Source organism: Streptomyces sp. NPDC002032, assembly GCF_042890765.1.
Classification (GTDB): Bacteria; Actinomycetota; Actinomycetes; order Streptomycetales; family Streptomycetaceae; genus Streptomyces.
In genome coordinates this window covers 257,034-271,133 of the sequence record NZ_JBIASM010000003.1, presented here as the reverse complement: position 1 = coordinate 271,133, position 14,100 = coordinate 257,034, and the positions used below count along the sequence as shown (strand labels likewise).

Genomic DNA, 14,100 nt, shown 5'->3' with positions numbered 1-14,100 from the left:
GGTCAGACCTCGGGGCGCGGTTCCGCTTCGGCTCCCGCGTCCGGTTCCGCTTCCCCGCCCGGCGCCGCTCCCGTTCCGGCCTCCGGCGCCGCGGCCGGCGCCGGCGCGGTGTCCGGTTCCGGGCTGAAGGGAACGATGGCGACGGTGACGTTGTCGTGGCCGCCCCCGTCGAGGGCGTGCCCGACCAGCACCTGCGCGCTGTGCAGCGGACGGTCGGCGGCGTCCGCGGGCAGCACCCGGGCCATGTCCTGCGCCGACTCGGCGTAGTTCCACAGACCGTCGGTGCAGACCACGACCACCCCGGGGTGGTCCGGCCGGAAGCTGGCCGTGTGCGGGTCGAGGTCGTAGGCGTCGGCGCCGAGCCAGCCGGTGATGGCGTGGGCCCGGACGTCGGCGTACGCCTCGGCCTCGCCCATCAGCCCGGCCGCGACCATCTGGGCCGCCCACGAATCGTCCTCGGTGAGCCGGCGGGACAGCGCGGCGCGGTCGTCGGGGACCCAGTAGGCGCGGCTGTCGCCGACCCAGCCGATGGTCAGGACACCGCCGCTGACGACGGCGCCGACCAGGGTGCAGGCCGGGGCGTTCTGCGCGCCCGGGGTCGGCGGCGCGAGGGCGTTGACGGCGTCGGCCGCCGCGAGGATCGCCCCGTGCATGGCCTCCGCCGGATGGGCGCCGCGCGGGAGGGCATCGAGCAGCGCCTCGTTGGCGGCGCCGGCGGCGGCCGCCGACGCCTCGTCGGGGCGGCTCGCGGAGGAGACGCCGTCGCAGACGATGGCCACGGTGGCGGCGGAACCGTCGGGCAGCGCGGTGGCCGCCACGGCGAAGGAGTCCTCGTTGCGGTGGTGGCGCAGGCCGCGGTCGCTGACGGCGGCGACGCTGCAGAGCTCCTCCTCCAGGTGGTCGCGCTCGCGGGGCTGCGCGTGCCCGCAGTGCTCGCAGTACCCGTCGGTGTCCACGTGCCCGGCGCGGCAGGCCACACAGGTCCTGCCGCCGTCGCCCTGCGCGGGGGAGCCGTACGGGTCCTCGGGCGCGGCGGGCTCCTGCGAGGCGGCGGGCTCCTGGGGCGCGGCGGGCTCCTGCGGCGCGGCGGCGTACGGCTCCTCGTGCCCGGCCGGGCCCCAGGGGGCGCCGGCCTCGCCGGGGAGGTCGTGGCGGACGGGTTCGCGGCCGTACGGGGTCTCGTGCCCGGCATCGGCGGAGCCGCGGGGAGCGGCCGGGCCCGGCAGGCCGGAGACGTCCCCGGGCAGCGTCGGCGCGTGTTCGGCCGTGCTCCCCCAGCCGGGCGCGGGCACTGCGGAGCCGCCGTACCCGCCCGTGGCGCCGCCCACGGAGGCGCCTTGCGGCGCGGCGTCCGGGCCGGAGAACCCGGAGTGCGCGCCGGTGCCCCCGGCCGGGACCGCGTGCGCGGGCGCCGGGGCCGGGGCCGGGATCAGGGCGTCGGGCCGGCCGGCCGGGGCGGCGGAGCCGGCGCCGCGCGCGGCCGGGTCGGCCGGGGCGAGGACGTACGACCCGGTGGCGTCCGGTTCTCCCGGGGCCCGGGTTCCGGAGCCGCCCGCCGCCGGGGTGACGGGGAGGGTCGGTGTGGGGTCCGGTTCGGGGGGAGGGGAGGACAGGGCGTATCCGCACACGCCGCAGAAACGGTCACCCTCTTCCAGGGGCTCCTTGCAGCTGGGGCAGCCCGACAGCCGATGCATCGACATCACTCACACCCACGTCCGGGGACGGAAACGGTTTGCCCGCTCCACCAGTTCGATCCTCTCCTCGCCCCGCTGCGCCAGCCGAGCGAGGACGCGGTACGAGCGCTCCAGGCCGAAGCGCAGCCCCCGCTCGTCCAGTTGACTGCCGAGCAGCGAGGTCCGGCCGGGGTCGGCACCCCGGCTACCCGACAGTACCCAGTCCAGGGCCGCGGCCAGTACCTCCGCCGTCAGCCGCTCCTGCCGCTCCGGGTCCAGCCCGAACCGCCGCAGCGCCTCGACCTGGTCGGACGCGGCCCCCAGATCGGCCGGCAGGGCCTCCTGCGGGGAGCGGTCGCGCAGGCGTGCCCGTACGGCCGCCACCCGTGCGGCGGTGTAGTGGATGGAGGCCTCCGGCACGGACTCCAGGGTCCGCACCGCCGCGTCCCGGTCCCCGGAGGCCAGTTGGACCCGGGCCAGCCCGAAGGCCGCGCTGACGAACCCCGGATCGGTGGCCCAGACGAGCCGGTAGTACTCGGCGGCGTTGTCCAGCTGGCCCAGCACCTCCGCGCACAGCCCGAGGGCCAGCTTCGGGGCGGGCTCGCCGGGGAAGGCGTCGTAGACGGCGTCGAAGGACAGGGCCGCTATCTCGTCGTCCCCGGTGGCCAGCGAGGCGATCCCGCGGGCCCACACCACCCGCCAGTCGTCCGGGTGCCGGGCTTCCAGCTCGGCGAGGTCCGCGCCCGCGACGGCCAGTTCGCCCAGTTCGAGCCGGGCGCGCAGCTCCCGCAGCCGCAGTTCCACGGAGTCGGCCGGAGCCGAGCCGAGCGCGCCCAGCAGGTCGGCCGGGGCGGAGGCGAGGAGTCCGGCGAGGAAGCCGGCGTTGGGGTCGGCCGGGTCCACCAGCGGCACCGGCAGGGACAGCGCCGTGTCGTGCGCGTCGAGCGGCGCCAGCCCGGGCGCGGTGGGGGGAGGGGCCGGGACGGCTGTCGGCAGCGGGGCCGGGAGAGCGGCCGGGAGCGGCGTGGTGACGGCCGGGGCCGGGGCCGGGGTCGCGCGCCGGGGTCCGGGCAGCGCGGCGCCCGCGAGATGCGTGGCGGTGGTGCCGAGCGAGGGTGCCCCCGGGGCCGTGCCCGAAGCCGGACCCGCCGCCGCGACCGGAGCCGGAGCCGACGCCGACGACGCCGGGGCCGCCGCGACCGGAGCCGGAGGCAGGGCCATGGCCGTCGCCGCCACCGCCTCGGGCGCCACCGCCGCCGGAGCCGCCCGCCGCCCCCACATCCGTCGCGGGACCTCCCGTACGCCCAGCCGGGACGCCCCCGTCCCCGGCACGTCCGCGTACAACCGGGTGTCCGGAACCCGCAGTTCCGGCCCGAACAGCGTCGACGGCTGCGGCCGCGGCCGGCCCGTCTGGAGCGCGACCACCTCCCGCAGCACACCCGTCAGCTGGTCCGCCATCTCCTGCGCGGAGGCGAACCGCCGCCCGGGATCCGGGTCGGTCGCCCGTACGAGCAGCCGGTAGAAGGACTCGTAGCGGCCGAAGACCTCGATGTGCTCCGGATCCGGCAGCGAGTCCACGAACACGTTCGTGTAGCCCTGGAAGTCGAAGGTCAGCACGGCCAGCGTGCGGGCCACCGTGTACAGGTCCGAGGCCACCGAGGGCCCCAGCTCCGCCACCTCGGGCGCCTGGTAGCCCACCGTGCCGTAGATGGCCGACTCGTCGTCGTCCATCCGCCGGACCGCGCCCATGTCGATCAGCTTCAGCTGGTCCTGCTGCTGGATCGCGTTGTCGACCTTGAAGTCGCAGTACAGGAGGTTGCGGCTGTGCAGGTGCCCGAGGGCCTCCAGCGCCTCGATCCCGTACGCGCACGCCTGCTCCACCGGCAGCGGATCGCGCCGCCCGTCCGGCCGGCGCCGCTCGTTGGCGATCTCCTTCAGCGATTTGCCGCCCACGTACTCCATGACGATGTAGCCGTCGAGCGAACCCGTCCGCTGGTCCAGGTGCTCCACGAAGTTGTAGATCCGCACGATGTTGGAGTGCTCGATCTCCGCCAGGAAGCGCCGCTCGGAGATCGCCGCCTCCATCGCGTCCTGGTCACCGGTGTCCAGCAGGCCCTTGAGGACCACCCACCGGCTGGCCACCGCCTTGTCCACGGCCAGGTAGACCCAGCCGAGCCCGCCGTGCGCCAGGCAGCCCGCCACCTCGTACTGGCCGTGCACCACGTCACCGGCGCGCAGCTTCGGCACGAAGGAGTACGGGTGCCCGCACTTGGTGCAGAACCCTTCCGTCCGGCCCGGCCGCTCGCCCCGGGCGCGGCCCACCGGGGCCCCGCAGTCCGAGCGCGAGCAGAACCGCTTGCGCTCCGGCACCTCCGGATTGGCCAGCACCGCCGCCGAAGGATCCGGACGCGGCACCTCCGGCATGGTGACCAACCCGGCGCCCAGCCTGCTGCGGCCCGCCGAGGGCACGGAGGAACCCGAACTGCGCACCGACACCGAGCGGGTGGAGGCGGCGCCGCCCGACAGCGACCGCGACAGCCGCCCCGACACCGAACGGCGCGAGGAGGAGGACCGGGAGGAGCGCGAGGACCGCGCCGAAGCCGAGGAGCGGCCCGAACCGCGCGAGCCCGCCGAACCCCGGGAGTCCCCGTGCCGGGCCGCGCTCGTCATCCCCGTCGGCGGCGACTGCAGTTCCTCCGCGCCGGCCGCGACCGCGCCGACCGGCGCGAGCCCGCAGGTGTCGCAGTAGAGCTCCCCGCCGCCCATGTCCTCGTACGATCCCGGGCAGCCGGGACGCACGCACGGCGTTCCGATCAGGCTCACGCGTCCTCCTCCCCCGGCCCCTGGGGCCGGTGGTGATCCGGCAGGGGCTGCTGCCTCGGTACCAGTGTCTCCGCCGTCGCCCGCTGGTAGCGCACCACGGCCTGCTCGGCGGCCCGCAGGTCGCAGGGCGCGCTCCACAGCATCCGCCGGGCCGTGTCGTAGCGCTCGACCAGCAGTGGGTCCTGCGCCATGCCGTGCCGGGCCGCCTTCGCCTTGTACGCGTCCAGCCGGCCGCGCAGCTCCGCCCGGACGGCCAGCGGCGCCGTCACCGCGGTCAACGATTCACGGGCCCGCCGGAGTTCCTCCTCGGCCCGGTCCTCCAGCGCGTCCAGCAGCGGGGACAGCCGGTGCCACTGCGAGCGCCGCCGGTACTCGGCCGCCGCCGCCAGCTGCTCCTGGAGTGCCGTCGGCGGCCCGCTGACGGCGGGCACCTCCGACGCCGCGATCTTGGCCAGCACCTCGATGCGCGCCGTCCGCGCCTCCGCCAGGGTCCGGTCGGCCCGCGAAAGCACGTCGCGCAGGGCGATCAGCCGCGCCTCGGCGTCCTGCCGGACCGTCAGCACCGCCTCCACCTCGCGGCGTACGTCGTCCAGCGCGCGGGCGGCCCGGTCGTAGCGGCCGGTGTCCGGACGGCCGCCGCCCGGGGCGGAACTCCCCGCCACCGCCACCCAGAAGTGCAGCGGATCCGCGATCACCTCCGCCCGCAGCGCGGCCAGCTCGGCGGTGATCTCCTCCAGGTCGTCCCCCGACGGGTGCTCGCCCGGCCGCACCCCCACCGAGTGCGCCAACGCGCGCGTGCGGTGCAGCTCGGCGCCGAGCAGGTCGATCCGGGCGGGCAGCGCCGACCAGACCGCGTCCGCCGCGACGACCACGTCCAGCGAGCCCGCGTACAGCTCGTTCATCCGGGCCACCAGCTCGGCCAGCGAGAACCGCTCCGCGAGGCCGGCCCCCTCCACCCCGGCCCCCGCGATCACCACGCCGGGACCGCGCAGCCGCTCGGTCAGCTCGGCCAGTTCCTCCCGGGTCGGCCAGCGGCGCCGCTCGCGGATCTCCCGGGCGGCGGCGAGCGCCCCGCTGTAGGCGTCGAAGTACGTCCACAGCCGGCTGATCGCCGCGTCGGCGGCGGCCCAGCGCTCCTTGGTGACCCCGCTCAGCGCGGCCCCTTCCAGCAGCCGCCGGCCGGCGTGGTCCTGGAGCGCGAGCAGCGAGGTCTCCACGGCCTCGTGCTCGGCGCCCAGCCGCGCCAGCGCGCGGTCGACCTCGTCCCGGTCCATCACGGCCGGGCCCGCCCCCGGAAGGCTCGCGTACGGATTCCGATCGCTCACCGGCTCAGCCGTTCCGGTACTTGGGCGCGGGCGGCACCGCCTGGGCGGGCAGCACATTCTGGAAGTGCTTGCGGTAGGAGACGGACCAGGGGCTCTGCTCGCCGCCCGCCCGGTAGTCCTCCAGCACCTTGTTCACCCGGCGCACCAGGTCGGTGGCGTCCTTGTTCATGGCCACCCCGTAGAACTCGCGGGTGAAGGGCGCCCCGACCAGCTGCACCGAGGGGTCCTGCGCCGCCTGGCCGGCGGCGAGGGCGTTGTCGGTGATGATCCCGTCGACCTCGCCCAGCTGGAGCCGCACCAGGCAGTCCAGCTGGTTGGGCACCGAGACCGGCACCGAACCGTACGACTTCGCCTTGAGCGCGGCCTCCGCGGTGGAGCCGGCGGCCGTGCAGATCCGGCGGCCCTCCAGCGAGGCGTCGTACCCGGTGATGCGCGAGCCCTTCGGGGCCAGCACCTGCTGTCCGGCCTCGAAGTAGGCGGTGGAGAACGCGACGTCCTCCAGCCGCTTGCAGTTGACCGTCATCGTCCGCACGACGATGTCGACACGGCCCTCCTGGAGCGCCGGGATCCGCTGGCTGGTGGGAATGGCCCGGTAGATGACCAGGTCCTCCCGCCCCAGGATGTCCTTCGCTATGGCCTTGACCAGGTCGATGTCGAAGCCGTCCAGATGGCCGTCCGGATTGCGGTATCCCCACTTGAAGCTGTTCTGGTCCACGCCCGCCACGAGTTTGCCCGCCTTGCGGATCCGCTCGATCGTCGGGCCGTCCAGCCCGGACGGGGACAGGCTCGCCTCCGGCTCCTGGCAGGTGTCGGCGGGGGCGAAGGGCGCGGCCGCCACCCCGGCGGGCTCTGCGGCCGCCCTGCCGTGCCCGGGGCCGGGAGAGGTCCCGGCCAGCGGCAGCAGCACCGCGGCGGCCGTCACCGCGCAGGCGGCCGCCATCGCGCTCACCCCGCCCCAGCCGCGCAGCCGTCCCGTCCGTGTCCGCCGTATCCGCATCGCATTCACCTGTACTCCGAAAGCCTGCGGCCGATGCCGAGGAGAGCGGCGGCCGCGCCGACGACCGCCAGCGCCGCCGCGCCCGTCACCAGCCCGTCCAGCGCCCCGAGCCCGCCCCGGGCAGCCCGGGTGAACTGGCTCTGCTCGTGCGCCACGGCCCGCTCCAGGGAGGCGTCCACCGTGTCGAACGAGGCCCCGCTGCTGTCCTTGTGCTGTTCGTCCCCGATGACCTGGGGAAGGGCGAGCTCGTAGTCGCCCTTGATGTCGCTCTCCCGGGCCGCCGCGTGCCGCTGCTTCCACTGCGCCACGCCGGCCACGGCCTGCGTCACCGGCTCCCGGCCGCTCGCGTCGTCGGCCAGCCGCAGCGCCCGCGCCAGCCCCTCGTCGAGCTGCTTCATGTCCCGCGCGTAGTCCACGTCGTACTTGTCGGACTTCTTGTCCTCGGCCAGTACGGCGCCCCGCGCGATCAGCGTCAGGTTCTCGTTGGCGCGGGCCTGGAGGGACGCGATCCGCGCGTCGTTGAGCACCTTGAGCGACTCCTGCCCGTGGGCCCGGGCCTCGCCCAGCCCCGCGCGGGCGACCGAGTGGCCCACCGTCAGCCACAGCAGCACCACGGCCGCGGCGGCCGTCGCGGCCAGCAGCCCGTGGTTGAACACCCGGTTCGTGTGCAGGTAGTTGCGCCGCTGCGCCCACACCAGGGCGGCCAGGGCGAGCAGCCCCGCGCCCGAGGCGGCCAGCGGCCAGGACCGGGCCGCGTCGTAGTCGGCGTAGAGCCGGCCGGTCTCCGCCTCGTACAGGCGCTGGGCGGCGGGCAGCAGCACCGTGCTCATCTGCTCGTTGGCGTAGCGCAGGTACGCGCCGCCGAGCGGCAGCCCCTGCCGGTTCGTGGCGCGGGCCTGCTCGATGAGGCCCGTGTAGCGGGGCAGTTGCTCGCCGAGGAGGGCGATCTCCTTGCGGGATTCGCCGCCGGCGCCGGTGTTGGCCGCCGCGCTCACCAGCAGCCGGGAGGCGTTCGCGATGTCCTTCTCGTAGCGCCGGCGGACCTCGCGGGGCTCCTGGGCGCCGGCGAGGAACCCGCTGGAAGAGGCCGTGTCGGCGTCCGCGAGGGAACGGTAGATGCTCGCCGCGTCCGCGCTCAGCGGCTGGCTGCGCCCCACCACGTCGTCCGCGGCGGTGACCCGGCCGGAGATCTCCCACACCGCGACCGCGCCGAACAGGACGACCAGGGCGGCGAGCACCGCCCCGATGATTCGCAGCCGGCCCGGCTCGGTCGTGGCGGCGGCGCGCAGCCGCTCCACGCCCTCCGCCCAGGCGGTGCTCCGCCCCGGCGGCGGCGCCGCCGCACCCGGACCCGGACCCGGATCCGGCCCGGCGGGCGGCGCGGAGGCACCGCCCCCGGACGCGCGTGTCGTGATGGCCACCGTGACCTCCCCCTCGGTCCCTCTGCTCGCAGCAGTATGGCCGTAGTGCCGCCCCACCACAGCACCCGGAGCCCGATCTTGGGCGATCCTCCCTGCCTCCCGCCCCCGCGGCCCCGCTTCCCCTTCACCGTCAATACGCGGCACGGCCCGCCACGGTTCCCGGCGCGGCCCCGCCCGGCGGAGGTTCACCCGATGGTGGGCCGGTGCGGTGCGGTGCGGTGCGGTGCGGTGCGGTGCGGTGCGGTGCGGTGCGGTGCGGTGCGGTGCGGTGCCGGCCGGGGCCGGGGCCGGCCCGCGGGCCGCGCTCAGCCGAAGTGGGCGCGGAGCTTCGCGTGGGCCCCGGCGGGCGCGCCGAGGGCGTCCAGGCCCAGCAGGGCGGCGCCCAGGACGGGCGGAGCCGTGACCACCGAGGGGCGGGCCAGGGGGGCCCGGGCGGCGAGGAGTTCGGCGATCCGGTCGTTGAGCCCCGGATGGCGGGCCGCGAGGACGCTGCCGCCCAGCAGGACCGGTGCCTCCCGCTCCAGCAGCCCCAGCCGCTCCAGTGCCACCGAGGCCATGGCCACCACCTCCGCGGCCTGCCGCTCCACGAGCGCCGAGGCCACCGGATCGCCCCCGGCGGCCACCGCGAACAGCACCGGCACCAGCTCGTGCACCCGCCGCCGGGGCACCGCGCCCAGGTGCAGGGCCTCGATCAGCGCGGCCATCGAAGCCAGCCCGAAGTGCCCGGGCAGGGCCGCGGCCAGCCGGGTGGGGCCGCCCCGCCCGTCCTCGGCCCGGGCCGCCCACCACAGGGACTCCTCCGCGAGGCCGCCCCCGCCGCCCCAGTCGCCGGAGATCATCCCGAGCGCCGGGAAGCGGGCGGTCCGCCCGTCGGGCAGCATGCCGACGCAGTTGATGCCCGCCCCGCACACCACCGCGACCCCGAGCGGCGGCCCGCAGCCCTCCAGCCCGGCCCGCAGGATCGCGAAGGTGTCGTTGCGCACCTCGGTCGCCGTGCCCCAGCCGCGCGCCCCGACCGCCTCGGCGAGCTGCCGTTCCTCCACCGGCAGGTCGGCATTGGCCAGGCAGGCCGAGACCCGGTCCGCGTACGGGGCGCCGGGCGGCAGGCCGGCGGCCTCGGCGGCCTCCGCGACGGCCAGCGCGAGCACGTCGACGGCCGCCTCGATCCCGGTGCGGGGCGGCTGGAAGCCCCCCGAACGGCCGGTGCCGAGGACCGAGCCGTCGGCGGCGATCAGCGCGACGTCCGTCTTGCTGTTGCCGGCGTCGACGGCGAGGACGGCCGCGGGGCGGTTCACGCCCATGGCAGGTGCTCCTTGTTGTGCGCGAGCAGCCGGTCGGTCAGTCCCTCGGCGCGCTCGAACTGGCCGACCAGCGGATGCGCGAGGAGCGCCCGGAAGACCCGCTCGCGCCCGCCGCGCAGCGCGGCGTCGAGGGCCAGGTCCTCGTACGCGCTGACGTGCGCGACCAGCCCCGCGTGGAGGGGGTCCAGCGGCGGCACGGGCAGCGGCACCGGCCCGGCGCCGTCGACGCGGGCCTGGACCTCGATGACGGCGTCGTCGGGGAGGAAGGGCAGGGTGCCGTCGTTGCGGGTGTTGACGACCTGTACGGACCCGCCGCCGTCGCCGAGCAGGGCCCCGGCCAGGTCGACGGCGGCCTCCGAGTAGAAGGCCCCGCCGCGCTTGGCGAGCAGCGCGGGCTTCTCGTCGAGCGCGGGATCGGCGTACAGGGCGAGGAGTTCGCGCTCCATCGCGGCGACCTCGGCGGCCCGCGAGGGCTTCTCGCCGAGCTCCCGGACCACCTCGTCGTGGGCGTAGAAGTAGCGCAGGTAGTACGAGGGCACCACGCCGAGCCGGTCGAGCACGGCGCGCGGCATGCGCAGGTCGGCGGCGACGGCCGCGCCGTGCTCGGCCAGCAGCCGGGGCAGGGCGTCGGGACCGTCGGGGCCGCCGAGGCGCACGGCCGTCTCCCAGGTCAGGTGGTTGAGGCCGACGTGGCCGAGGTGGATCTCGGCGGGGGCCACGTCGAGCAGCGCCGCGAACTTGCGCTGGAAGCCGATGGCGACGTTGCACAGCCCGACGGCCTTGTGCCCGGCCCGGAGCAGGGCCCGGGTGACGATCCCGACGGGGTTGGTGAAGTCGATGATCCAGGCGTCGGGGGCGGCCCGCCGGACCCGGTCGGCGATGTCGAGGACGACGGGGACGGTGCGCAGGGCCTTCGCCAGTCCGCCGGCGCCGGTGGTCTCCTGGCCGACGCAGCCGCATTCCAGCGGCCAGGTCTCGTCCTGGAGCCGGGCGGCCTGTCCGCCGACGCGCAGCTGGAGCAGGACGGCGTCGGCACCGGCCACGCCGGCGTCGAGGTCGGCGGTGGTGGTGATCAGGCCGGGGTGGCCCTGCCGGGCGAAGATCCGGCGGGCGAGGGCGCCGATGAGCTCCAGCCGTTCGGTGGCGGGGTCGACGAGGACGAGTTCGGTGATCGGGAGGGTGTCGCGCAGCCGTGCGAAGCCGTCGATCAGTTCGGGCGTGTAGGTGGAACCGCCGCCCACCACTGCGAGTTTCATCGGGGCCTAGCCTTTCACTCCGGTCAGGGTGACGCCTTCGACGAACGCCTTCTGGGCGAAGAAGAAGAGGACGATCACGGGGGCCATGACGAGCACGGTCGCCGCCATGGTGAGGTTCCAGTTGGTGTGGTGCGCGCCCTTGAAGGACTCCAGTCCGTAGCTGAGGGTCCAGGCCGCCGGGTTGTCGGAGGCGTAGATCTGCGGGCCGAAGTAGTCGTTCCAGGCGGAGAAGAACTGGAACAGGGCCACGGCGGCGATGCCGGGCCTGGCCATGGGCAGGACCACGCGCAGCAGGGTGCGCAGCTCGCCGCAGCCGTCGACCTTGGCGGCGTCGAGGTACTCGTCGGGGATGGTCAGCAGGAACTGGCGCAGCAGGAAGATGGAGAAGGCGTCGCCGAAGGCCATCGGGATGATCAGCGGCCACAGGGTGCCGGACAGGTCGAGCTGCTTGGCCCAGAAGAGGTACATGGGGATGACCACCACCTGCGGCGGCAGCATCATCATGGCGATCACCAGCAGCAGGGACAGCCGCCGGCCGCGGAAGCGGAACTTGGCGAGGGCGTAGGCGACGGGCACGGAGGAGACCACGGTCAGCAGGGTCCCGAGGCCCGCGTACAGCAGGGTGTTGCGCCACCAGGTGAGGAAGCCGGGGGTGTTCCAGACCTTGGCGTAGTTGTCCCACTCCCAGGTGCGGGGCCACAGGTCGCGGGTGAGCGCCTGCTGGTCGCTCATCAGGGAGGTGAGGAAGAGGAAGACGAAGGGCAGGACGAAGAACAGGGCGGCGGCCACGCCGAGGGAGTGGACGGCGACCCAGTGCAGGACGGCGCCGCGGGTGCGGGCGGCCCGGGCCCGGCCGGCGGGGGCGGTCCGCGTCGCGGGGCGCTGCTCGGTCAGGGTCATCTCAGTCACCGGATCCGATCAGTCCGCCACGGCGGCGCATCAGGAGCGCGGTGAAGGCCATGGAGAGGGCGAACAGCACCAGGGCGATGACGCAGGCGGAGCCGTAGTCGAAGCGCTGGAAGCCGACGTTGTAGACGAGCTGGGGAAGGGTGAGGGTGGACTTGTCGGGGTAGCCGGGTTCGAACTGCTGGCCCGAGCCGCCGATGACCCCGGCGGCGGTCTTTCCGGCGACGAGCGGCTCCGTGTAGTACTGCATGGCCTGGATGACCCCGGTGACCACGGCGAACAGGATGATCGGGGAGATGTTCGGCAGGGTGATGTGCCGGAACCGGGCCCAGGCCCCGGCCCCGTCCAGTTCGGCGGCCTCGTACTGCTCCTTGGGTACGTCGAGCAGCGCGGCCATGAAGATGACCATCAGGTCGCCGACGCCCCACAGGGCGAGGGCGGTGAGCGCGGGCTTGGACCAGCCGGCGTCGGTGAACCAGCCGGGCGTGGGCAGCCCCACGGAGTCGAGCAGGGTGTTGGCGGGGCCGGTGCCGGGGTTGAGGAGGAAGACGAAGGCGAGGGTGGCGGCCACCGGCGGGGCCAGGTGGGGCAGGTAGAACAGGGTCCGGAAGAGCCCGGCACCGGTCTTGATCCGGGTGACCAGCAGGCCGACGCCGAGGCCGAAGACGACCCGGCAGCTGACCATGACCGCGACGAGCCACAGGGTGTTGCGCATCGCGGGCCAGAACAGCGGATAGTCGGTGAAGACGTAACTCCAGTTGTCCAGGCCGTTGGGGGCGGGGGCCCGGAAGCCGTCGTACTTGGTGAAGGAGAAGTACACGGTGGACAGCAGCGGATAGGCGAAGAAGACGGCGAAGCCGATCAGCCAGGGTGACATGAAGGCCGCGGTCCGCAGGGCGGACCGGCGGCGCTTGGCCCGCAGTGCGGGGGCGGTGGCGGGCGCGGGCGCGGTGGCGGTGGCGGTGGCGGTAGTGGTGGTCATCCCGGGCTACTTGGCCTTCGCGATGTCCGTGTCGATCTGCCGGTCGGTGGCGGCGAGACCGGCGGAGAGGTCGGGGACGCCGCCCTTCTCGGTGCGGTACGCGAGGTCCTGGAAGGTGAGCTGGTAGGTGCCGCCGTCGGCCTGGGCCGGGGTGGTGTTGGACTTGGGGTGGCGCGCGATGTCGATGAACGTCTTGAACTCGGGGGTGACCTGGAGGTCCGGGGAGTCCAGGGCGGCCAGGGTGGAGGGCACGTTGTGGATGGCGTTGGCGAAGGAGACCACCGCCCCGGTGTCGGTGGTCATGTACTTCACCAGCTCCCAGGCGGCGTTCTGCTTGCGGCTCGCCGAGGAGATCCCCATGACGGTGCCGGAGACGTAGCCCTTGCCGTAGTCGCCCGCCTGGTCGTCGGGGACGGGCAGCGGGGCGGTGCCGATCTCGAAGCCGACCCCGGCCTCCTTGGCCATGGCGGCCCGCCACTCCCCGTCGACCTGCATGGCGACCAGGCCCTTGTGGAAGGGGTGTTCGGCGCTCCACTCGTCCCCGAAGCCGGCCCGGAACTTCTCCAGCTTCTCGTAGCCGCCGAGCTTGGCCACAAGGTCCTTCTGCGCGGTCAGCATCTTCGCGAAGGCCGGGTCGTTCGCCAGGTTCGAGCTGCCGTCGGCGCCGAAGTAGGTGGGGCTCCACTGGGCGGCCAGGCGCATGGGGGTGGTCTCGTAGCCGTGGAAGGTGGGCATGACGCCCAGCTGGGAGTACGAGTCCCCGTCGGTCTTGGTCAGCGCCTGCGCGTCCGCGACGAACTGGCTCCAGGTCCTGGGGGGTTCGGTGATCCCGGCGGCGGCGAAGGCGGTCTTGTTGTAGACCAGGCCGTAGGAGTCGCTCAGCAGCGGGAGCGTGCACTGGTTGCCCTTGTACTGGGTGTACTCCAGCAGGGTCTTGAGGAAGACCTTCTCCTTGTCGACCCCGGACTTGCGCAGGAAGGGGTTGAGGTCGGTGAAGGCGCCGGAGTTGCAGAACTTGCCGACGCTGTCGGTGGTGAAGGAGGAGACGACGTCGGGGGCCTTGTCGCCGCCCGCGCGCAGCGCCTGGTTGATCTTGTCGTCGGTCATGTTGCCGGTGATGTTGACCTTGATGTTCGGATGGGCCGCGCGGAACCGGGCGACGTTCTCCTCGATCGCCTTGACCTCGCCCGGGGCGGACCAGCCGTGCCAGAAGTTGAGGGTGACGTCCGCCTTCGGATCGTCGGCGGAGCCGTCGGCGCTGGGGCCCGTACACGCCGTGGCGAGCAGGGAGAGGGCGGCCAGGGTGGTGGCCGCGGCGGTCAGGCGTCCGGTTCTGGGCATGGCGGTGCTCGCTCTCTGGGGGAGGAACTTCCGGGGAGGTGCCAGGGAACTGCGGAGGGGCTGCGGAGGGGACTG

At 74.6% G+C, this 14,100-nt stretch carries 10 protein-coding genes; all 10 read right to left on the bottom strand.

The window, feature by feature from the left end; genetic code table 11:
- Nucleotides 1–2: 2 nt before the first annotated feature.
- The 10 genes from ACFYYT_RS09335 to ACFYYT_RS09290 all read right to left on the bottom strand — a co-directional run bounded on the left by ACFYYT_RS09335 (nt 3) and on the right by ACFYYT_RS09290 (nt 14,025).
- Complete coding sequence (locus ACFYYT_RS09335; protein ID WP_351816558.1) at nt 3–1,700, bottom strand: protein phosphatase 2C domain-containing protein; 1,698 nt, start codon at nt 1,698–1,700, stop codon at nt 3–5.
- Nucleotides 1,701–1,703: 3 nt separating this feature from the next.
- Entirely contained in the window at nt 1,704–4,487 is a 2,784-nt protein-coding gene (locus ACFYYT_RS09330) for a tetratricopeptide repeat protein (RefSeq protein ID WP_388607578.1), read from the bottom strand.
- A 5-nt stretch (nt 4,488–4,492) separates the two neighbouring features.
- On the bottom strand, nt 4,493–5,770 hold the full coding sequence (locus ACFYYT_RS09325) for a hypothetical protein (RefSeq protein WP_351816784.1): 1,278 nt from the start codon (nt 5,768–5,770) through the stop codon (nt 4,493–4,495).
- 55 nt (nt 5,771–5,825) lie between these two features.
- On the bottom strand, nt 5,826–6,818 hold the full coding sequence (locus tag ACFYYT_RS09320; RefSeq protein WP_351816561.1) for a glutamate ABC transporter substrate-binding protein: 993 nt from the start codon (nt 6,816–6,818) through the stop codon (nt 5,826–5,828).
- A 5-nt stretch (nt 6,819–6,823) separates the two neighbouring features.
- A complete protein-coding gene (locus ACFYYT_RS09315; RefSeq protein WP_351816564.1) occupies nt 6,824–8,239 on the bottom strand; it encodes a hypothetical protein in 1,416 nt (471 codons plus the stop codon).
- Between the two features lie 305 nt (nt 8,240–8,544).
- Nucleotides 8,545–9,540, bottom strand: coding sequence for a BadF/BadG/BcrA/BcrD ATPase family protein (locus tag ACFYYT_RS09310; protein ID WP_351816566.1), 996 nt, complete (start codon nt 9,538–9,540; stop codon nt 8,545–8,547).
- Nucleotides 9,531–10,796, bottom strand: coding sequence for a 6-phospho-beta-glucosidase (locus tag ACFYYT_RS09305; protein ID WP_351816571.1), 1,266 nt, complete (start codon nt 10,794–10,796; stop codon nt 9,531–9,533). The genes ACFYYT_RS09310 and ACFYYT_RS09305 overlap by 10 nt, the downstream gene beginning before the upstream one ends.
- Nucleotides 10,797–10,802: 6 nt before the next feature.
- On the bottom strand, nt 10,803–11,696 hold the full coding sequence (locus ACFYYT_RS09300) for a carbohydrate ABC transporter permease (protein ID WP_351816787.1): 894 nt from the start codon (nt 11,694–11,696) through the stop codon (nt 10,803–10,805).
- 1 nt (nt 11,697) lies between these two features.
- Nucleotides 11,698–12,684, bottom strand: coding sequence for a sugar ABC transporter permease (locus tag ACFYYT_RS09295; protein ID WP_351816574.1), 987 nt, complete (start codon nt 12,682–12,684; stop codon nt 11,698–11,700).
- A gap of 6 nt (nt 12,685–12,690) precedes the next feature.
- Entirely contained in the window at nt 12,691–14,025 is a 1,335-nt protein-coding gene (locus tag ACFYYT_RS09290; RefSeq protein WP_351816577.1) for an ABC transporter substrate-binding protein, read from the bottom strand.
- Nucleotides 14,026–14,100: the final 75 nt, after the last annotated feature.

Bases quoted from the DNA above. Each gene is read 5' to 3' on its own strand.
- ACFYYT_RS09290 (WP_351816577.1), bottom strand. From the start codon at position 14,025: ATGCCCAGAACCGGACGCCTGACCGCCGCGGCCACCACCCTGGCCGCC.
- ACFYYT_RS09310 (WP_351816566.1), bottom strand. From the start codon at position 9,540: ATGGGCGTGAACCGCCCCGCGGCCGTCCTCGCCGTCGACGCCGGCAAC.
- ACFYYT_RS09295 (WP_351816574.1), bottom strand. From the start codon at position 12,684: ATGACCACCACTACCGCCACCGCCACCGCCACCGCGCCCGCGCCCGCC.
- ACFYYT_RS09305 (WP_351816571.1), bottom strand. From the start codon at position 10,796: ATGAAACTCGCAGTGGTGGGCGGCGGTTCCACCTACACGCCCGAACTG.
- ACFYYT_RS09320 (WP_351816561.1), bottom strand. From the start codon at position 6,818: ATGCGGATACGGCGGACACGGACGGGACGGCTGCGCGGCTGGGGCGGG.
- ACFYYT_RS09325 (WP_351816784.1), bottom strand. From the start codon at position 5,770: ATGGACCGGGACGAGGTCGACCGCGCGCTGGCGCGGCTGGGCGCCGAG.
- ACFYYT_RS09335 (WP_351816558.1), bottom strand. From the start codon at position 1,700: ATGTCGATGCATCGGCTGTCGGGCTGCCCCAGCTGCAAGGAGCCCCTG.
- ACFYYT_RS09300 (WP_351816787.1), bottom strand. From the start codon at position 11,696: ATGACCCTGACCGAGCAGCGCCCCGCGACGCGGACCGCCCCCGCCGGC.